This window comes from Streptomyces albiaxialis (assembly GCF_039530985.1).
Lineage (GTDB): Bacteria > Actinomycetota > Actinomycetes > Streptomycetales > Streptomycetaceae > Streptomyces > Streptomyces albiaxialis.
In genome coordinates this window covers 1-18,699 of the sequence record NZ_BAAAPE010000030.1, presented here as the reverse complement: position 1 = coordinate 18,699, position 18,699 = coordinate 1, and the positions used below count along the sequence as shown (strand labels likewise).

The 18,699-nt window shown below is 71.6% G+C and carries 18 protein-coding genes; 11 read left to right on the top strand and 7 right to left on the bottom strand.

Annotation, left to right across the window (positions count from 1 at the left end):
- Window positions 1-35 precede the first annotated feature (35 nt).
- The 4 genes from ABD343_RS39735 to ABD343_RS39720 all read left to right on the top strand — a co-directional run bounded on the left by ABD343_RS39735 (window position 36) and on the right by ABD343_RS39720 (window position 2,568).
- On the top strand, window positions 36-641 hold the full coding sequence (locus ABD343_RS39735; RefSeq protein ID WP_344535663.1) for a TetR/AcrR family transcriptional regulator: 606 nt from the start codon (window positions 36-38) through the stop codon (window positions 639-641).
- 29 nt (window positions 642-670) lie between these two features.
- Window positions 671-1,057 (top strand): hypothetical protein, encoded by a 387-nt coding sequence (locus tag ABD343_RS39730; RefSeq protein ID WP_344535662.1) that lies wholly within the window; start codon window positions 671-673, stop codon window positions 1,055-1,057.
- A 236-nt stretch (window positions 1,058-1,293) separates the two neighbouring features.
- Entirely contained in the window at window positions 1,294-1,602 is a 309-nt protein-coding gene (locus ABD343_RS39725; RefSeq protein WP_344535660.1) for an MBL fold metallo-hydrolase, read from the top strand.
- A 30-nt stretch (window positions 1,603-1,632) separates the two neighbouring features.
- Window positions 1,633-2,568 carry an alkyl sulfatase dimerization domain-containing protein gene (locus ABD343_RS39720; RefSeq protein ID WP_344535659.1) on the top strand — a complete coding sequence of 312 codons (936 nt, stop codon included), beginning with the start codon at window positions 1,633-1,635 and terminating at the stop codon, window positions 2,566-2,568.
- Between the two features lie 56 nt (window positions 2,569-2,624).
- Here ABD343_RS39720 and ABD343_RS39715 read toward each other — a convergent pair whose 3' ends face one another.
- The 4 genes from ABD343_RS39715 to ABD343_RS39700 all read right to left on the bottom strand — a co-directional run bounded on the left by ABD343_RS39715 (window position 2,625) and on the right by ABD343_RS39700 (window position 7,499).
- A complete protein-coding gene (locus ABD343_RS39715) occupies window positions 2,625-3,884 on the bottom strand; it encodes an MFS transporter (RefSeq protein WP_425578383.1) in 1,260 nt (419 codons plus the stop codon).
- The gene (locus ABD343_RS39710; protein WP_344535658.1) at window positions 3,881-4,318 is read right to left on the bottom strand and encodes a hypothetical protein; all 438 of its coding nucleotides are present in this window, start codon (window positions 4,316-4,318) and stop codon (window positions 3,881-3,883) included. Before ABD343_RS39710 ends, ABD343_RS39715 begins: the two co-directional genes overlap by 4 nt.
- A gap of 71 nt (window positions 4,319-4,389) precedes the next feature.
- Complete coding sequence (locus tag ABD343_RS39705) at window positions 4,390-6,810, bottom strand: FtsX-like permease family protein (protein WP_344535656.1); 2,421 nt, start codon at window positions 6,808-6,810, stop codon at window positions 4,390-4,392.
- Window positions 6,807-7,499 carry an ABC transporter ATP-binding protein gene (locus ABD343_RS39700; RefSeq protein ID WP_344535655.1) on the bottom strand — a complete coding sequence of 231 codons (693 nt, stop codon included), beginning with the start codon at window positions 7,497-7,499 and terminating at the stop codon, window positions 6,807-6,809. Before ABD343_RS39700 ends, ABD343_RS39705 begins: the two co-directional genes overlap by 4 nt.
- Window positions 7,500-7,720: 221 nt before the next feature.
- Here ABD343_RS39700 and ABD343_RS39695 point away from each other — a divergent pair, with 221 nt between their 5' ends.
- On the top strand, window positions 7,721-9,016 hold the full coding sequence (locus ABD343_RS39695; RefSeq protein WP_344535653.1) for a sensor histidine kinase: 1,296 nt from the start codon (window positions 7,721-7,723) through the stop codon (window positions 9,014-9,016).
- The gene (locus tag ABD343_RS39690; RefSeq protein ID WP_344535652.1) at window positions 9,013-9,732 is read left to right on the top strand and encodes a response regulator; all 720 of its coding nucleotides are present in this window, start codon (window positions 9,013-9,015) and stop codon (window positions 9,730-9,732) included. Before ABD343_RS39695 ends, ABD343_RS39690 begins: the two co-directional genes overlap by 4 nt.
- Here the strand turns inward: ABD343_RS39690 and ABD343_RS39685 are convergent.
- Window positions 9,660-10,778, bottom strand: coding sequence for an Lrp/AsnC family transcriptional regulator (locus ABD343_RS39685; RefSeq protein WP_344535650.1), 1,119 nt, complete (start codon window positions 10,776-10,778; stop codon window positions 9,660-9,662). The genes ABD343_RS39690 and ABD343_RS39685 overlap by 73 nt on opposite strands.
- Window positions 10,779-10,936: 158 nt before the next feature.
- On the opposite strand from ABD343_RS39685, the gene ABD343_RS39680 reads away from it, so the two are divergent.
- The gene (locus ABD343_RS39680) at window positions 10,937-12,358 is read left to right on the top strand and encodes an MFS transporter (protein WP_344535649.1); all 1,422 of its coding nucleotides are present in this window, start codon (window positions 10,937-10,939) and stop codon (window positions 12,356-12,358) included.
- Complete coding sequence (locus ABD343_RS39675) at window positions 12,355-13,593, top strand: amidohydrolase (RefSeq protein WP_344535647.1); 1,239 nt, start codon at window positions 12,355-12,357, stop codon at window positions 13,591-13,593. Before ABD343_RS39680 ends, ABD343_RS39675 begins: the two co-directional genes overlap by 4 nt.
- Before the next feature lie 102 nt (window positions 13,594-13,695).
- Here ABD343_RS39675 and ABD343_RS39670 read toward each other — a convergent pair whose 3' ends face one another.
- Window positions 13,696-14,676: a sigma-70 family RNA polymerase sigma factor gene (locus ABD343_RS39670; protein WP_344535646.1), complete on the bottom strand. Its 981-nt coding sequence runs from the start codon at window positions 14,674-14,676 to the stop codon at window positions 13,696-13,698.
- A gap of 4 nt (window positions 14,677-14,680) precedes the next feature.
- On the bottom strand, window positions 14,681-15,910 hold the full coding sequence (locus ABD343_RS39665; protein WP_344535644.1) for an NAD(P)/FAD-dependent oxidoreductase: 1,230 nt from the start codon (window positions 15,908-15,910) through the stop codon (window positions 14,681-14,683).
- A 212-nt stretch (window positions 15,911-16,122) separates the two neighbouring features.
- Between ABD343_RS39665 and ABD343_RS39660 the strand changes: the two genes are divergently transcribed.
- From ABD343_RS39660 to ABD343_RS39650, 3 genes are all read left to right on the top strand, one after another.
- Window positions 16,123-16,257, top strand: a complete 135-nt coding sequence (locus ABD343_RS39660) for a hypothetical protein (RefSeq protein WP_344535643.1) — start codon at window positions 16,123-16,125, stop codon at window positions 16,255-16,257.
- Window positions 16,258-16,847: 590 nt separating this feature from the next.
- Window positions 16,848-17,165, top strand: a complete 318-nt coding sequence (locus ABD343_RS39655) for a hypothetical protein (RefSeq protein WP_344535641.1) — start codon at window positions 16,848-16,850, stop codon at window positions 17,163-17,165.
- Between the two features lie 604 nt (window positions 17,166-17,769).
- Window positions 17,770-18,699, top strand: a 930-nt coding sequence (locus tag ABD343_RS39650) for a DUF6531 domain-containing protein (protein ID WP_425578382.1), incomplete at its 3' end; no start/stop codon positions are given.

Genomic DNA, 18,699 nt, shown 5'->3' with positions numbered 1-18,699 from the left:
AAACAGAGGCAAGCCCCGTGGAATCATCGACCCGATTGCAGATCCTGCTCACCGCAGAGCGCCTGTTCGCGACGCAGGGGATCGACGCGACCTCGCTGCGACAGGTCAGCTCCGAAGCGCGACAGCGCAACACGGCTGCGGCGAAATACCATTTCCAGGACAAGAAGACCCTGCTGAGGGCCATCTTCGAGCATCGCCTCAGCGTGATAGACGCCCGCCGTGGAGAGTTGCTGAAATCCGCCGAGGCAGAGGGGCGTCTCGACGATCCGCGGGAACTGGTGGGGATCCTGGTCCGGCCGCTCGCCGAGCAGGCGGCCGAACCGGGAAGTCACTACGTCCGATTCCTGGACCGCGCATGCGAATTCGTCGGCCGCGATGTCACCGCCCTTCCGGAAATGGGCGGGATGGAAGAGGCCGTGGCCGTCGGACGTCTGGTCACCGCCCGGCTCCCGCGCCTGGCTCAGCCGCTGCTGCGCCCCCGGCTCGGGTGGGCGGGCCAACTGATCATCTCCGCCCTCGCCGACCTGGAGGCGGCGGAGGAGGCCGGCACCTCCGTCCATGAGCTGGACACCGGGACGTACGTGACGGCGCTGATCGACGCGGTCACCGGTCTGCTCACGGCCGACAGCGGCGCACGCTGACAGCGGAGCGCCGCGGAAGGGAGCTCCAGATGGCGCCGGGACCCGAGTCGGCCGGAGCGGGACTGCGCCTCGCCTACGCGAGCGCGGGACTCCTGATCGGCGGAGCGTGGGCGTACGGCAAGGACATGCCGCTGTGGGAGCACGCGCTGCGCCTCGGGCTGATCGTGGTGGTGGTGCCGCCCGTCCTGCACCTGCTCCGCAGCCGGCGGGGAGGTCCGGCGGCACGGCACCTGCCCTTGCGGCATCTGGTCGCCGCCAAGGTGCTGCTGATCCTGGGCGCGGCGGGGATGGAGCTGTTGCTGGACCCGCTGACCGCGTGGGCCTCGTTCGTCACCGCGGCGGCCCTCGCGGCCGTGGTCGCGATCGGAGGTCCGACATGGCACCGCAACCGGCACAGGACCGCCGGGCCGCCTTAGGGGGTGTCTGACCAATGCCCGCGGCGTCGCGGTGTCCGGCACGCACGCTCGCGGCGTTGCCGAAACGCCCTGGTAGCTCCGCTACGAGGGCGCTCCGGCGCCTTGCGATCGCACGCACCAGACACCGCTCCTTCTCCCGCGCTCATGTGTCAGACACCCCCCAGTGATGACGGTGGACCTTGCCGGTCCTGATGCCGCTCTCCCCGTTCGTGATCCATGAGCAGAGGAAACCGTCGATGGATGAGAACCCCACCGGGCAATGGATGTCGGCGTCCGAACAGGACCCGCGGGACGCCAAGTTGTTCTGGACGGGCGGCCCGGTCGAGGTCGCGGCGGACACCTGGTTCGTCTCCCTGGGATCCGGCGTCACGGTCTTCGCCACCCGCGAAGGTCTGGTGCTGGTCGACTCGGGCACCCGGCTGTTCGCGGGCGAGATGGCCGAGCGCGTCCGGACCCGCACCGACCTCCCCGTACACACGGCGATCTATACGCACGGGCATATCGACCACGCATACGGGCTCGACGCCTTCCTCGTCGAGGGGTAGGCCGCCCCGCACGTCGTCGCTCAGGAACGCATGGCGGAAAGATTCGCCCGTTACGCGCGCAGCCCCCGGCACAACGCGACGGTCAACAGCCTCCAATTCGGCGGACGCGAGGACGATCCGACGTTCCAGGGGCAAGAACTGCGCTTCGGATTCCCCGCCCACGAGCCGACGCGCTATTACCAGAATTCCCTCGAACTGGACATCGGCGGGACCACCTTCGAACTGCACGCCTGCAGAGGAGAGACGGACGACCACACATGGGTGCACTGCCCCGAGCGCCGCGTGCTCTGCACCGGTGACCTCATCATCTGGGGTGTCCCCAACGCCGGAAATCCGCAGAAGGCACAGCGCTGTCCCTGGGACTGGGCCAAGGGTCTGCGAGCCATGGCGGAGACCCGCGCGTCCTCGATGTGCCCCGGCCACGGCGGGCCCGTGGTGAACGACCCCGAGCTGGTCCGGCGCATACTCCTGGACACGGCCGCCTTCCTGGAGGAGATCGTCGAGCGGACGCTGGCCGTCCTCGAAGACGGCTCGCCCCCGCACGTGGACGTCGTACGCCGCGTGAAGCTGCCGGAGTCCGAGGCCGCCTGGCTCCAGCCCGTCTACGACGAGGGGGAATTCATCGTCCGCAACGTCATCCGCTACTACGGCGGCTGGTGGAGCGGACGCCCCAGCGACCTCAAACCGGCGCCCCGCACGGACGTCGCAGCCGAACTGGCCGCGCTCGGCGGAGGAGCGAGCGCGCTCCTGGCCCGTGCCGCCGAACTCGCGCCGCACAACATGCTCCTGGCCTGCCACCTCGCGGACTACGCCCTGGAAGCGGCCCCCGACGACCCCCGCATCGCCGAAGGAGTGGCAGCCCTCTACACCGAGCGGGGCAGCCGAGAGGCCGGCCTGATGGCCACGAACCTCTACAGAACCGCAGCCGCCAACGCCCTGCGGGGCCGCCCCACACCCGACGCCTGACCCGGCGCCCCGCATGGTCCCCGCCGCGGGGACCTCTGCCGCACGCCCTGTCCGGTTCAGGAGCCCGGCGCGTGCGTGTGCCGGCTCTCCTCCGTGCGCAGGTCGCGGATCGCCGGGACGGACAGCAGGGCCGCCGCCGACGCCAGCGCCATCGCCGCGTTGAACCCCAGCACCTCGCGCACGCCGAAGATCTCCGAGGCGGGCCCGGCGAGGAGCTGCCCCACGGGCGTCATGGCCACCGAGCCGGCCACCTCGTAGGCGTGCACCCGGCTCCGTACGTCGGCCGGCACCTGGGTGAGGACGGTGGTCGTCCACATCACGCCCCAGAAGGCGTTGGCCGCGCCGGCGACTGCGAGACTCGCGGCGATCAGTGGCACCGGCAGCCCGAGTGCCACCGACGCCGGTTGCAGCCAGTACAGCAGCAGCGCGGCGGAACCGGCACGCAGCGGACGCACCGGCCGCACACGCATGGCGACGAGCGCACCGGCCACCATGCCCGTGCCCATGGCCGAGTTGACCAGGCCGAGCGTGCGGGGGCCGTGCCCGGAGACGACCTCGGTCGCGATCAGCGGGATCATCGGCCCCCAGGACGAGACCATGAGGACCATCCAGATCGCGATGACGCCCCAGAGCCAGGTACGGGACCGGAGCGCCCGCCACCCTCGCACCAGATCGGACCGGAAGGACTTCTCCTCCGCCACCACGAACCGGTCCGCCGTCGGCAGCCGCAGCAGCGCGAGACAGACCGCACTCGCCAGATACGTGACGGCGTGCGCGACGAAGACCCCGCCCGGCTCGGTGAGCCCCACCAGCACACCGGCCACCGCGGGTCCCGCCATGGTCATCAGGGACTCGACGGTGCGGATGGCCCCGTTCGCGCCCTGCACATCCGCGGCGATCCTCGGGATGAGGGCGGGCAGGCCCGGCTGGAAGAGCGCGGCGCAGACGCCGTTGACGGCGGACAGCAGGCAGAGCTGCCAGACGACGAGGTGGCCGGTGAGGAAGAGCCCGGCCATGACGGCCTGCACGACGACCCGTACGAGGTCGGCCCAGATCATCAGCAGCCGGTTGTCCACCCGGTCGGCGATCACCCCGCCGAAGATGACGAATCCCGCGAAGCAGGCCGTCATGCCCGCCAGTACGGTCCCCACCGCCCCGGCCCCGTGCCCGCTCCCCACCAGCCCGGCGGCGAGCGCCACCGGGGCCATCATGTCTCCGAGCCGGGCGATGCCCCGGGCGGCGAAGAAGAGCGCGAAGTCACGGGACCACAGGCGCCGGCCACCCGTCGTCCGGCTGAGGGGAGCGAGGAGCCTCACGAGAGGGCGAAGACAGCCACGTCGTAGCGTTCGAGGACCGGCCGGGGGCTGCCCGTCGCCTCTTCGCGGGCGGCACTCTCCATGGCGGCGAGGCCCTGACGGAACTCTTCGGGGGTGAGGTGGGTGAACTTCGACTGCGGCCGGGTCGTCAGCCGGGCGTGGTACGCGGCCAGGCCGTCGGCCACCGGCTGCGCGAGGGAGGTGACCTCCTCCAGGGCGAACCCGGCGGAGCGGAAGTCGGCGACGACCTCCTCCTCGCCCGGGAAGCGCCGCTCGTCGACGCCCGTTCCCGCGCCGATCTCGACGACGGCGGGCGACGGGCACGGCGCGTGGGAGGCGATCAGCCCGACCCAGGCCCGGAGCGACTCCTCGGGCATCTCGTTGCCCCGTTCGTAGGCACCGGCCAGTCGGGCATCGTCGTGGACACGGTTCATGGGAACACTCCTCATCCAGGAATCACGAGCGAACAGTTGAAGGAAGGCGCCTCGTGCGCGGCGGCCGGACGTCACTCGGTGCGCAGCGCTGTGGCCGTACGGGCCCGGGCCGCCCAGCCCGCCGGGATCAGCGCGCCCAGTACCGCGATCACGACGCCGCCCAGCGCCGGCAGGAGCAGATGGAACGGCCCGTACACCTCAAGGACCGGCGATGGCAGAGCGGTGCCGACGGCATGCCCCATCACGGGCATGACGAGGCGGTGCAGGGCGTACCCCGCCGGTGTGCCGATCAGTCCGCCGGTCACGCCGATCGCGACCACCGAGGCGAGCACCAGGCTCATGGTCTGCCGCGGCGACATGCCGATCGCCTTGCAGACGCCCAGGTCGTGGACGCGTTCCCGGGTGTCCAGGAGCACGGAGTTGAGCACGCCGAGACCGGCCACGGAGATCAGCATGAGGGTGAGCAGCACAGCCATCGCCGCCATGAGGAGGATGACACCGTCAGGGCCCGAGGAGGCGACGGTCGTGGCATCGCCCCCCAGTGGCCGCACAGTCGAGGCGACCTTCCGGGCGTAGTCCTCGGCGGCGACGCCGGGCTCCGTCTCGACGAGGAAGGAACTGGGCGCGGCCGACGCGAAGTCGGCCATGTCCGCGTGGATCCCCAGCCCGCTGCCCGAGGTGTCGAAGGACTCGCCCACGATCCGGAGGTCCGCGGTCTCCTTCCCGTAGGTCACCCGCACCGTGTCACCGACCTCGGTGCTGGTCCGCTCCAGGAAGCGCGAGGGCACCACGACCTGCCCCTTACCGGTGATCCAGTGCCCGGAGAGCATCTCGTAGGCGCCGGAGCGCGCGTCGCCCTCGTAGAGGCTGGCCCGGACCGTGCCGGGGAGCCCGGTCACGGCGACCTCGGTCCGGTCCTTGCCGTAGTACGACGCCGTGCCCGGCTGCGCGACGAGGGCGGACCGTACCTTCGCCGGGTCGGCGGCCCTGGGCCGGGAAGGCGTGCTCGCCGCGCCGTCGTCAGCGGCAGGCGGGCTCTCCTCGCCGCTCCTCCCGGGAGGTGGCGGCGGGTGAGCGCCCCCGGCCGCCCTGGTCGTCGTGACCGTGACCGCGGCACGGTTCTCGGGGTCCTGCGAGGTGCCGATCGCGTTCAGGGACGAGGTCAGCCCCACCGCGAACGTTGCCGCGACCGTCCCGGACGCCACCGCGAGCAGCATCGCGAGCGCGCGTACCGGGTGCGCGAACGGGGCGGCGAGGCCGTAGGTCACCGGCCGCGGCAGCGGCAGCGCCCCCAGCGCCCGGTGCGCCCACCGGCCGCGCCCCGCACGCGGGGCACGGCCGACCGCGAGGGCCTCGACCGTACGCAGCCTCCCGGCCCGCAGCGCGGGGATCAGCGCCGCGAGACCCACGACGGCCAGGGCGGCGGCCGGGACGGCGACGTCCACCCACCAGGCGACCGAGAGCGAGGCGGTGCCGTACATCTCCGCGGTGTCGGACAGCAGCGGCAGGGCCAGGGCGTTCCCCAGCACGACGCCGAGGGCGATGCCCGCGCCGGCCGGGATCAGCGCCTGCGCGACGTAGGCGCGTACGACCTCGCGCGGGGTGAAGCCGATGGCCTTGAGGATGCCGATCCTGCGCCGGCCGGCGCCGACCGCACCACTGATCACGCTGCTGACGATGATCACCGACATCACGATGCCGAGCGCGCCGAACGCCGTCACGAACGGGACGGTCGCCGCCGCGCCCTGATCGGCGGCGCGCTTGGTGTCCAGCCAGGACTGGCTGCCCAGCAGCGCCCCGGGCCCTACGGAGGCGGCGAGCTTCTTCCGGCCCGCGACGATCTGCTCCTTCGTGCTCGCGGAGTCGAAGCGGTAGAGCATCTGACACGTGACGGGGCTGTCCTCCGAGGCCAGCGCCTCGACCTGCGCGGGGAGCACCCAGGCGTCGGCGGTCTCGCCGGCCGACACGGCGAAGCCGACGACCGACAGAGGCGGGGCGCCCGTGGCGTCCGGGGCCTTCAGGGTGGCGCCGATCGCGATGCCGGGCCCCTCGAACGACGCGTCGAGAACGATCTCGCCCGGCTTCCGGGCCCAGCGGCCGGATCTCAGATCCACGCGGTCCACCTCGCCGTCCGGCCCGGACCGCCCGACCAGGGTCAGCGTCGGCATGCGGAAGCCCGTCCGGTCCACCGGGCGGAACGCCGTGGACGGGTACGGCCCCGCGCTCGCGGTGACGCCCGGGAGCTTCCCGGTCGCCGCCAGGTGCGCCGCACCCGCCTCGGCCGGGTCGAACTGCGCGGTGAGGTGTGCGCCCCGCTGCTCCTCGAAGGCATGGTCGAAGGGCGCGGCGGCGGCGACCATCAGGGCACCGGCGACCACGGCCGAGGCCACGGCCATCATCACGGCCACGGCGATCACCACGGTCTGCACCCGTCGCCGCCCCACCCCGGAACGTACGACCCGGCCCAGCGCGCCGGTCCCGAACAGGCTCACCGGACGCCCCGCGCACAGGTGTCGCGGGTGAGACGGCCGTCGACCAGGTGGATCGTGCGGCTCGCGCACGCCTCCGCCAGCGCCGGATCGTGCGTCACCAGCACGAGGGTCTGGCCCGCACGGTGCAGGTCCGTCAGCAGGTCGCGCACGTCGTGGCCCGCGGCGGAGTCGAGCGCGCCGGTCGGCTCGTCGGCGAGCAGCAGCGCGGGCCAGTTGACCAACGCCCGGGCGACACCGACCCGCTGGCGTTCACCCCCGGACAGCCGTCCCGGGTAGGCGCGGGCATGCCGCTGGATGCCCAGCATCTCCATGAGTTCCTCCGCGCGGGCCGCGGCCTTGCGCCTGCCGACCCCGGTCAGTTGGGCGGGGAGCCGGATGTTGTCGGCGACGGTGAGGTCGTCGAGGAGGTTGAAGAACTGGAAGGCGATGCCGATGTGCCGGCGACGGAACGTGGCGAGGGCGTGCTCGCCCAGCCGGTCGATGCGTCGCCCGGCCACGAACACGGCACCCTCCGTCGGCTTGTCCAGGCCCGCGACGAGGTTCAGCAGGGTGGACTTGCCGCTGCCGGAAGGGCCCGTCACGGCAAGGGCCTCACCCTGCCCGACGCTCAGCGTGAGCGGTCCGAGCACCGGTGTGCCGGTGCTGTCGTAGCGCTTCGCCACGCCCTCCAGTTCGATCACTTGTCGCATACGAGTTGTCCGTCCTTGCGGTCGCGAGCGGCCTCCGCCGTTGTCGTCCCGTGAACCTAGGAGCCTCCGCGGGCGGGGCGCGTCCGCCGTGGAACCGACAACAGGCCCTCCCCGCGGAGGAACCGGCGGCGGAGTCATACCTGCGGAGGAGGACCTTCGGACGCAAGGTCCCGACCGGACGGGCGGACGCGGGCCGGACGGAGGCACCGCACAATGTGCGGATGGAGACGGAAGGCCGGCGCCGCCGGTACCAGCAACTCGTCGACGTGCTACGGCCGGAGGCGAAGCCTGCCCCGCTGTCCCGGCGAGCGGTGCGCGTCGATGTGGTGCTGGCCGTCGTGCTCACCGTCGTCGCCCTGTTCGTGGCCGTGCGCTACCCCGGCGACGGGCCCGTGAGCATCGCCCCGAAGGCCGATGCCGGGACCGGGGTCCCGGCTCCGCCCCTGCCGCCCGCTCCCGGTCAGGCTCCCGTGGAGGAGGAGTCCCCCTCCGTACCCTGGGCCCTGGTCGTGCTGTCCACGGCTCCGCTGGCGGCCCGGCGCCGGTACCCGCTGTCCCAGTTCGTGGTGGTGCTGGGCGCGGCGCTGGCCATCGGCGGTTCCGCTTCCTGGATCACCGTCCTGGCCTGTGTCATCGGCGCCTACAGCGCCGTCGTGTACAGCCGTTACCGGACGGCGGCGATCGCCGTCCTCGTGAGCGCCGCCGCGCTGTCCGGATTCGCCTTCCGCAACGCGGAACCCGTGCTGCCCGGATGGTCCAGCCCGGGATTCGTGCTGCTGGTGGCCGGAATGCTGGCCAGCCTCGTCCGCTTCCTGCAACTGCGGCTGGCCTCCAGCCGGGACCGGGTCGCACAACTCCAGGCGGCCCAGGAGGAGGCCACGCGCCGGGCTGTCGAGGAGGAGCGCGCCCGGATCGCCGCCGAACTGCACGACGTCGTGACCCACAATGTGAGCGTGATGGTCATTCAGGCGGGTGCGGCCCGCAAGGTGATGGACGCGGTGCCCGAGCAGTCGAAGGAGGCCCTGCTGGCCGTCGAGGCGGGCGGCCGGGCCGCGATGGCGGAACTGCGGCACGTGATGGGCCTGTTGGCGGCGCCGGATCACGAGGGCTCCGACGGCCTGGAGCCCCAGCCCGGCCTCGCGCAGCTCGACGCGCTGTTCGCACGGGTACGCGCCGCCGGGACGCCCGTGAGCGTCGAGGTGTCGCTGCCCCCGGAGCCGCTGCCACCCGGAGTGGACCTCGCCGCGTATCGCGTCGTACAGGAGGCGCTGACCAACACGATCAAGCACGCGCGTGGCGCGTCGGCGTCCGTGACCCTCGGTCACACCGACGACTGCCTGGAGATCGAGGTCACGGACACCGGAGGCACCGGGGAGTCCCCGCCGATGGAGAGCAACGGCCGCGGCCACATCGGGCTGCGCGAACGGCTGGCCGTCTACCGGGGCGAGCTGACGGCCGGACCGACGCACGCCGGTGGCTACCAGGTCACGGCCCGCATCCCGCGGAGCACCGTATGACCATGGACCCGTCACCGCTGCGCGCCGTCATCGCCGACGACCAGGCCCTCGTACGCACCGGGTTCACGATGATCCTGGCCGCGGACGGCATCGAGGTGGTGGCGGAGGCGGCTGACGGGGCCGAGGCGGTCGCGGCGGTCCGCCGTACGCGGCCGGACATCGTCCTCATGGACATCCGGATGCCGGAGATGGACGGCATCGAGGCCACCCGGCGCATCCTCGGCGACTCCGGTCCGGACGGCCCCCGGGTCCTCATCCTCACCACCTACGACCTCGACCACTACGTCTATGCCGCGCTCACGGCGGGCGCCAGCGGCTTCCTGCTCAAGGACGTCTCCCCGGAACACCTCGTCTCCGCCCTGCGACTGGTGCGGTCCGGCGACGCCCTCCTCGCGCCCACGATCACCCGTCGGCTCATCGAGCGGTTCGCCCGTCGCGACGAGCCGCGGACCCTCGCCCCGCACCGCGAGCTCTCCGCCCTGACCCCCCGCGAGACGGAGGTGCTCCGGCTGCTCGCGACGGGCCTCAGCAACGCCGAGCTCGCCTCCCGGCTGTTCCTCAGCCCGACCACGGTCAAGAGCCACATCGGCCGCATCCTGTCGAAACTGGACCTGCGCGACCGCGTCCAGGCCGTCGTCTTCGCCTACGAGACGGGGCTCATCGCCCCTGGCGGAGGACCGGCCGTCATCCGGGACGGACCGATCACACAGCCTTGACGGACACCTGAGGTCCACCGTTCGCCGGCCGCGGCGAAGAGCGGTGTCGGCGGGATCACCGCGATGCTCCGCCCCGCCGTGTCGAGAATGTGCCCGCCGCGTTTGTGGGTGCGGAGGCTGACGTAACGGTCCGCGATGGCGAGGGACGGGAGCTCGCGCACCAACGCGGCCTCGAACGGCGCGATCTCCGCGGTGCCGCGGAACCACATGGTCAGCAGCAGGTTCGAAGGGCCGGTGATCGCCTCCACGACCCGGCACTGTGCCAGCCTCCCGAGCACCTCACCGGCGTGGTTCATCTCGTCGGGTGGCACGGTGAGCAGGAAGGTGGTGGGGACGACCGGCCCGAGGAGAGTGTGCGCGCCCTCGCAGCGCAGAGCGATCCGGCCGGAGGCGATCAACTTCTCGACCCGGCGCCTGGCGGTGGGGCCGGTGGTTCCACACTGGTCGGCCAGGTCCGCCCAGGGCGTGCGTGCGTCGTACGAGAGTGCCGCCAGCAGAGCGGAGTCGAGGGCGTCGGGTGCGGGCCCCGGCCTGCGAGGTGCGGCGGCTTCCGGGCGCGTCAGCCGGGTGGACTGTTCCAGATCCAGCGCCTGCGCCCGCCACCGTGATCCCTCCCTGTAGGTGGTCAGCCCGACCAGCGAGGTCACACCGGCGATGCCCTCGACGGTCTCGATCCGCTCGCTCAGCAGCTCGTACAGACCGTCGAGGTCGGGGGCGAAGGCGTCGACCAGGAAGTCGGCCGCTCCGGACGTCGCCGACATCGACACCACTCCCGGCTCGGCCACGAGAGCCTCGGCGACGTTCTGCCTGGCGCCCGGCCGGCAGGTGACGGTCAGGAAGGCCGCGCATCCGTGCCGCAGGAACCCCTGGCCCGGTCCGACGGTGACCCAGGCGGAGCCGCTCCCGGACAGCGCGCCCCACCGTCTGGCCAAGGTCTTCGGCGCATGGCGAAGCGCTCCGGCCAGCTCCGACCAATCGGCGCGGGGGTTGAGCTGGAGCGCGTTGACGAGGGCGATATCGAGTTCGGAGCCGGCTCTGTCGTTCATATCGGGCAGTCTGCGCCACCTGCGTGTTGCGTATGGGACAGATCGCGCGCTCCGTGACGCGCCTCACCCACAGTGGGTGCTCTCCTCCCCGTACGGCCTGGCCCTGCAGGCCCGTTCCCCGTGCGGCCTGGTCTCCGCGCCCGTCGAAGCCGAGGTTCATGATGCAGACACAGCCACCACCGGCCGAAAAATCGGCCGGGGCGATGGCCACCCGGCAACGCCCTCCCGCCACGGCGCTCCTGGCCTCGATGGCGCTCGTCGAGCTGCTGAGCGGCGTGACCCAGGGCTATCTCACCCCGCTGCTGCCCTCCCTCGGCGGCGCCATGCACCTCACGGAAGCGGGCCAGACCAGGATCTATCTCCTCTCGCAGCTCGCCTTCGCCGTATGGACGCCGCTGCTCGCCAAACTCGGCGACGTGTACGGATACCGCCGCTTCCTGCGGGTGTCCATCGCTCTCGTCGCGTCCGGCTCGCTGCTGATGGCGGCGTGGCCGAGCCTGCTCACCCTCTCCGTCGGCGTCGTGCTCCAGGGCGCGGTCGTCGGCTTCATGCCGCTGCTCATCGGCATCCTGCGGCACCGGGCACCGGAGCACCGTCGCTCCGGCATCGGTCTCCTCGTCGGCGTGCTGACCGCCTCTGTCGGGGTCGGCGGCGTCGTCTCGGGCTCCTTCAGCGAGCACTCGGCGACCCTCGGGCTGTGGGTCGCCGTCCCCGTCGCCGTCCTGGCCGTCGTCGCGGGCCTGCTGCTCCCGGACGGTGCCGCGCGCCCCGGTGGCCGTCTCCCGCTCCCGGCGTTCACCCTGTTGACGCTCGGCCTCGTCGGCGTCGTGTCCGCGCTCTCGCTCGGCGACACCTGGGGGTGGGGCTCGTTCCGGACCCTCGTCTCGGCGGGCGGCGGTCTGCTCGCCATGGCCGCCTGGATCGCAGTCGAGGCCCGTGCGACGACGCCGCTCGTCGATCCGCGAACACTGACCCACCGGCCCGTGGCCCTCGTCTCCGGCGTCACGTTCTGCCTGGCGTTCTCCACCATCGGCTTCTTCGGCGCGAACGCCGTCTTCCTGGGGACCTCACCTGGCAGGGCAGGTTTCGGTCTGGGCTACGGACCGCGCGCCATCGCGCTCGTCGCGCTCGCGCTGAACATCTTCGCGCTCGTCAGCTCGCTGTCCACCGCGGCGCTGCTGCGCAGGCTCGGCGAGCGCCGGACGCTCGCGCTCTCCGGCCTCGTCATCGCCGCCGCCTTCCTGAGCCTGCTGGCCTGGCACCGCACGGCGCCGCAGTATCTCGCCGCGATCGCCCTGCTCGGCATCGGCTTCGGCGGCTATCAGGCGTCCACCCGCGCGCTGTGCGTCGAGGGCGTTCCGGAGCGGGACACCGCCATGGCGGCGGGCATCAACGAACTGGCGCTGTCGTTCGGTGCGGCGATCGGCGCCTCCGCCGTGGGCGCGATCATGTCGGCCCACCAGACACCGTCCGGCGTGTCGATGCACGCGTACACCTGGCTGTGGTCCGTGTGCGCGGCCGTCGCGCTCCTCGGCGCCGGACTGGGCCTGAGCTACCGCAAGGAGGAGGTGCGCCGGTGAGCGCCGAACATGTCGAACATGCCGGGTGCGCAGGCATCCCGGCAGCGCGTATCACCGCTCTCATCAAGGCGGAGGTCGACCGCTGGTCCGACCAGCTCGTCCAGCTCAGCCACAGTCTTCACCGGGAGCCGGAGACCGCGTTGGAGGAACACCGGTCCTGCGCGAAGACCGTCGATCTCGCCGCGACCGCCGGGTTCACCGTCGAACGCGGAGTCGGCGGCCTGGACACGGCGTTCACCGCCACGCGGGGGACCGGCGAGCTGACCCTCGGATTCTGCGCCGAGTACGACGCGCTCCCCGGGATCGGGCACGCCTGTGGGCACAACGTCAACGGCGCGGCGGCCACCGGTGCCGCGCTGGCCCTGGCCGCCGTGGTCGACGAACTGGGTGCCCGCGTCAAACTCGTCGGCACACCCGCCGAGGAGTCCGTAGGCGGCAAGGCGATTCTGCTGCGTGCCGGGGTCTTCGACGACGTCGCGGCGGCGATGATGGTCCACGCCGACGGGCAGGACACGGTCGAGGGCTCCTCGCTGGCACTGGCCCAGTGGACCGTGGAGTACACCGGACGCCCCTCCCACGCCGCGACCGCGCCGTGGGAAGGCGCGAACGCCCTCGACGCCGTGTCCCTGGCCTACCACGCGATCGGCCTTCTGCGGCAGCAGCTTGAGCCGGGATCGGTGGTCTCCTTCATCATCACCGAAGGGGGCCACGTGCCGAACGTCATTCCCGCGCAAGCTCGCGCGCAGGTCGAGATGCGTGCCCGGTCAGTGTCCCAACTCCACCGGATACGGGACCGGGTCCGCGCCTGCCTGGAAGCCGGCTCCCTCGCCACCGGCGCGCACCTGGACGTCACCCCCTGCGCCGAGGAGTTCGCCGACCTCCGGCAGGACCCGCGCATGACCGAGGCGTACGTCCGTGCGCTCAAGGACCTGGGGCGGACCCCCGTCTCGCGCGCGGACGAACACCTCGCCTCGACCGACATGGGCAACGTCTCGCAGGTCCTCCCATCCATCCACCCGACCATCGGCTACGACGTCGGGGACGCCGCCCACCACACCGCCGAGTTCACCGCGTACGGAACCTCCCCCTCCGCGGACGCCGCCGTCCTCGACGGAGCCACGGCCATGGCGCTCGCCGCCGCCGAACTCGCCCACGACCCCGGACAACGGGCCCGCCTGCTCAGCGCAATGAGCGAACGTCCCCTCGTACGCGCGGAACAGCGAGCCCGCGCATGACAGGACGACGGCGGGCGGACCGGGGAGCAGCCCTCGGCCCAGGGGCGCGTGGGCGACGAACGCCACGCCCAGCTCCCCGACCGTCACCGCTTCCCGGGCGCCTCAGGCGTCCAGTTGATGGCGCCACTCGGTGAGGAGGGGAGCGTGCGGTCCTTGCTGTCGCCAGGAGTGGGCGAGGCGGACGAGGCGGGCGGGGGCGGCGATCCCGCGTATGGTCGCGATCCTGCCGCCCGCGAGATCGAACGTCACGGCGCCGATGACCTGGTCGCCGACCACGAACAGCAGCGCGGGGCCGCCGTTGACGAGCGCGTGGTGGACGGCGGGCAGGGAGTCGGCCAGCCGCCGTTTCACGTGAGTGGGATCGAAGCCGGCGCGGGCGATGGCGGCGATGTGCCGCGGGGTGTCGAACCGCAGCAGGGTCCTGGTCAGGCCGGCGCCGTCGGAGACGGCGGTCGCGTCGTCGGTGAGCAGGGCCACCAGGTGTTCGGTACGGCCCGAGGAAGCGGCGTCGAAGAACTCCTCGACGAGCCTGCGGGCGGTCGCCGGGTCGACCTCCCCGACACTGCGGCCGTCCGCGACGGACAGCCGTCGCCGGGCCCGGTGGAGGTTCTGCTGGCTCGCGGCCTCGGTGATGTCGAGGACGTCGGCGATCTCGGCGTGGCTGTAGGCGAATGCCTCGCGCAGGACGTAGACGGCCCGCTCGCGGGGGGACAGGCGTTCCATGAGCGTCAGTACGGCCAGGGACACCGACTCGCGCTGCTCGAAGGCGTCCGCCGGGCCGAGCATCGGGTCGCCGTCGAGGAGCGGTTCGGGCAGCCAGGCACCGACGGTGCGTTCGCGGCGGGCCTGTGCCGAGCGGAGCCGGTCCAGGCACAGGTTCGTGACGACTCTGGCCAGCCACGCCTCCGGTATCGCGATCCGCCGCCGGTCGGCGGCCTGCCAGCGCAGGAACGCGTCCTGCACGGCGTCCTCGGCGTCGGTGGCCGACCCCAGCAGCCGGTAGGCCAGCGAGGCCAGCCGGTTCCGGCCGGCCTCGAACCGGCTGACGTCGAAACGATCGGCGGTGGCGCCGTCCACGTGCATCCCCCTAGACGGCCGCGTGGCCGCTCTTCGCGCTCTTCCCGGCGGACACATCCGATACGTCCGTCGTGACGGCCAGCCGACGCTTCCGCTTGGGCAGACCGAAGGTCGGGTACGAGGTGCCCCACAGCGCCCCTCTGTGAATGCCGGCCTTGACCCGCAAGGCTTTCCGCCCGCCCACGTACGACGGTTTCGCCTGCCCCTGGCCGTCGATCAACTGCAGGATCCCGTCCCGTCGTCCCAGGCTGATGGCGCTGTAGAGGTGGACCAGCTTGACGGTCGCGATCTCGCGGCCCGTCAGGCGTCCCACGATCGCCTGGATGGCCTGTCGGCCGGTGCAGCCCGCCGAACCACAGTTCATCGGCAGCGGGAGGCCGTTGTCGCCGAGGGTGTGGACGCTGTCGCCGACGGCGTAGACGTTCGGGTGCGAGACCGACCGCATGGTGCGGTCGACGACGATCCGGCCGCTGTCGGTGACCTCCAGCCCGCCCGCGGCGGCGACGGGACTGACCGCGAACCCGGCCGTCCACACCGTCGCGTCGGATGCCGGGGTGGTGCCGTCGGCGCACCGCACCCGTTCGGCCTCGACGGCTTCGACGTCGGCGTGCTCCACGACGGCGACGCCCAGCCGGTCGCAGGCTCGGCGCAGATGGCCGCGGGCTCCGGCGGAGAGCCAGGCGCCGGGCTCGTCGCGGGCGAGAAGCGCCACCGACAGGCCGGGCCGGGCCTCGGCGATCTCGGTGGCGGTCTCGATGCCGGTCAACCCGTCACCGACGACCAGCACCCTCCTCCCCGTTCCGCCCAACCCTCCCAGTGTGTCCAGGTGTTGGCGCAGTCGGAGCGCCGAGGGCCGGTCGGCGACGTTGAAGGCGTGCTCGGCCACGCCGGGGACGCCGTGGCCCGCGACGTGGCTGCCGAGCGCGTACAACAGCGTGTCGTAGCCGACCTCGCCACCACCGTGGGCATCGGCCACGGTGACGACCTGACGCTCGGGATCGACGGCGGTGACCCGGCCCAGCCGCAGCCGTATCCCCGTACCCGCGAAGACGTCGCTGAGCTGCGGAGCCTCGATCTCCCGGCCGGCGGCCAGTTGGTTGAGCCGCTGCCGCTGGACGAAGTCCGGCACGGCGTTGATCACGGTGACCTCGGTGTCCGCCGGGGACAGCCGCCGGGCCAGGTTCCCGGCCACGTACGCCCCGGCATATCCGGCGCCGAGGACGACGATGCGGTGCTTCATGTGCCGCTCCTGTCGGTTCGCTTGCTCTCATGGCTTGAGCGGAACAGCGCCCGGGATCCTGACAGGAAGCGTGTGTGGCGTGCGTCACAGATCGACGCGGGCTGGGATTGTCGGGGACTCGGAGGGCGGCTGCCACGGCTTCTCGGGGCGTCCGTGGTGCCGTGAGGCGGCTGGCTGCGACAAGTGGCAGCCTCCTGGAAGGCGCCAGCCGTGTGGACCACAAGCCCTGCCGCCATCCCGTCAGTTCGCTCGCCCTTGACCGCGCCGGGTGGGTGCAGAGCGTCAACTTCCTCTTCACGCACGACGAGGGCGCGGACGCGGCCCGTCTCGGGGAGCGCGAAGACTGATCGGCCATAGAGCTTGCACAGCACCGCCACTGAAGACGGCTGTGCGCCTGCTCTGCACGACCAGTCGGGGGCCTCGGTCCTGCTGTCGGTCGTAGGCCGCATTCAACGAGATGCATGCTGACCGGCGACCTCTTGGGCCATGAGGTGGAAATGCCCGAATCCCCGATAGTTGCTCAGAACGGCTTCTGCGCGGTAAAGGGCCGGGCCGGCGAGACTGCTCCCCGCGCACGCGGGGATGGCCCCCCAGCAGGCCCTCGCGGCCCCGCGGGCAAGAGCACGGGCGAGCGCACGCGTACACGGCACCGCTACCTCTTCCGCGGCCGGCGCCGGTGCGGAAAGGGAGGGCGGGGAGTTGGCCCGCGGCCGTACACCGTCGAGCGGCCCGCGCTACACCGGCCACCAGGTGTGGAACCGGCACCACGAGGCGCTGATCGACCCACCTGTGGCACCCGCTCAACGTCTACCTGCCCGAGAACGACCTGGTCGCCCCGCTGGACGACTGGCTCGCGCAGGCGTTCGCTCCGCACCGGCTGGAGGAGCCGATCGCGCGGATGTATGCCTCCCAAGAACCAGCGCGCCCGGATCCGGGAGTGCAGGAAGCCGCCCGAATCGTGCGGGAGGGCGACGCGCAGCTTGCCCGGTACCGACAGGCCCTCGACGCCGGAGGCAGCCCGCAGACCATCGGGCGCTGGATCGCCGAAGTCGAAGCGCGCAGGGACGAAGCTCGCCGTGCCTTGGCCGAACCTGCCGCATCCGACGCCCATCGAGTGACGAAGGGAGAGATCAAAGCCATGATCAAACCGATGAACCGGATCAGTGACCTGCTCGCGCAGGCCGACCCGACGACAAAGCCGAGGTCTACGCCAAGCTCGGGCTCCGCCTCACCTATGACCCTGCGAAACAACTAGTGCGGGCCGAGGCGCACCTCGACCCGCACACGTTGGGGTTACCGTCTGTGTCCGAGGGGGGACTTGAACCCGGCGGTGTGACTCAGCTCACGAGGAATGACTTCTGGTGATCATGTCAAATCGACATAAAAGGTCCTGCTGATGGCTCTCGTGGTCTGACTGGATCGGATTCTGTGCCCACCGGTGGGCACGGCTGCGAGTCCGCCTCTCGTGAGTGAGGTCTTCTGTATTGAAAGCCCGCGCGGTGCACCTCCAGTTGGAGGCGTTCTGTCCGAGAGTGGTTCGTGTGTGGCATGTGCGTGCGTCAGGTTCAGGACATGTTCTCTATGCACCTATGGAGCATGTGAAGTCAGGATGCCCAAGGTGAGCAGCGACTTCATCAATGCCGCCACGGGGCTGGATCTTATTGGTGCAGACCTACTGGCTGTGGGTACCGCTTTGCCATTCGTTGGCTTTAAGGGGAATGTGTGGCCTCTCGGTGGCCATGGTGGTCATCGTGTGATTCTTCCGTGGGGGGAAGAAGATGCAGATACGCACATTAGGTGCGCCGGTGAGGCGTGCTCCCAGACGTGCCAGACGGGCGGCGATCGCGATGGTCGCCGCCTTGGCGTTAGGAGCGTCGGTCACGCCCGCGATCGCCGGGCCGGACGACGAGAAGCCGTCCTCGGCCTGGGGCAAGGGCGGTGAGAAGGCGAAGATGCCCGCGGTGAAGGTGGGCAAGACCCAGGCGCCGGGCGCGAAGCGGGAGGCCGCCCCGTCCAAGGCCGTGGCCGAGTGGCGCAGGGCTCAGGAGAAGCGGGCCGAGGCCCCGGTCAAGAAGCAGGAGGGGCTCGCCGCCCCGGAGGCGGAGTTCGTACCGTCCGGGCAGGGGGCGGTGCCCTGGCAGCAGATCTCGGATGTGCGGGTGACGGACGCCTTGGTGGCCCGGGTGAATTACTCGACGGGCAATCTGATGCTGGCGGCCACCGATCTTGATGTGGCCGGTGTCGGGAAGACGGTGCAGCTCGCCCGTACGTACAACTCCCTCGACGCCCCGTGGGGCAAGGTCTCCCGGCGCTGGTGGCAGGGCTACGAGCGGTACCTGCGGATCCTGCCGGAGGAGAACAAGGTCGTCCTGTACGACGCGAGCGGCGGCTCGGTCTCCTTCACCAAGAAGGCGGACGGGACCTTCACCACGCCGAAGGGCTACCGGCTGGATCTGGAGCAGAAGCCGGACAAGAGCTACGTGCTGACCGACCGCGCCTCGGGTGCGAAGGACACCTACAGCGAGGGTGGCACGCTGACGAAGGTGACCGACCGCAACGGCGGTGAGGTCCGCGTCGAGCAGCACGACGAGGGTGCCGAGCACAAGGGCTTCAAGCTGACCGATGTGCGCTCGGGCCGGTTCGTGGATCTGGTCAGGACGGACGCGGCGCAGTGGCAGGCCAAGGACAACACCGGCCGCACGGTCGTGATGGACCTGGACGCGGCGGGCAACCTGGCCAAGACCACCGACACCGAGGGCAAGTCCACCGCGTTCGGCTATGACGCGGAT

Excerpts from the sequence above, each read along its gene's own strand:
- ABD343_RS39730 (WP_344535662.1), top strand. The coding sequence starts at position 671 with ATGGCGCCGGGACCCGAGTCGGCCGGAGCGGGACTGCGCCTCGCCTAC.
- ABD343_RS39725 (WP_344535660.1), top strand. The coding sequence starts at position 1,294 with ATGGATGAGAACCCCACCGGGCAATGGATGTCGGCGTCCGAACAGGAC.
- ABD343_RS39720 (WP_344535659.1), top strand. The coding sequence starts at position 1,633 with ATGGCGGAAAGATTCGCCCGTTACGCGCGCAGCCCCCGGCACAACGCG.
- ABD343_RS39710 (WP_344535658.1), bottom strand. The coding sequence starts at position 4,318 with ATGAACCGTGTCCACGACGATGCCCGACTGGCCGGTGCCTACGAACGG.
- ABD343_RS39700 (WP_344535655.1), bottom strand. The coding sequence starts at position 7,499 with ATGCGACAAGTGATCGAACTGGAGGGCGTGGCGAAGCGCTACGACAGC.
- ABD343_RS39695 (WP_344535653.1), top strand. The coding sequence starts at position 7,721 with ATGGAGACGGAAGGCCGGCGCCGCCGGTACCAGCAACTCGTCGACGTG.
- ABD343_RS39690 (WP_344535652.1), top strand. The coding sequence starts at position 9,013 with ATGACCATGGACCCGTCACCGCTGCGCGCCGTCATCGCCGACGACCAG.
- ABD343_RS39685 (WP_344535650.1), bottom strand. The coding sequence starts at position 10,778 with ATGAACGACAGAGCCGGCTCCGAACTCGATATCGCCCTCGTCAACGCG.
- ABD343_RS39680 (WP_344535649.1), top strand. The coding sequence starts at position 10,937 with ATGATGCAGACACAGCCACCACCGGCCGAAAAATCGGCCGGGGCGATG.
- ABD343_RS39670 (WP_344535646.1), bottom strand. The coding sequence starts at position 14,676 with ATGCACGTGGACGGCGCCACCGCCGATCGTTTCGACGTCAGCCGGTTC.
- ABD343_RS39665 (WP_344535644.1), bottom strand. The coding sequence starts at position 15,910 with ATGAAGCACCGCATCGTCGTCCTCGGCGCCGGATATGCCGGGGCGTAC.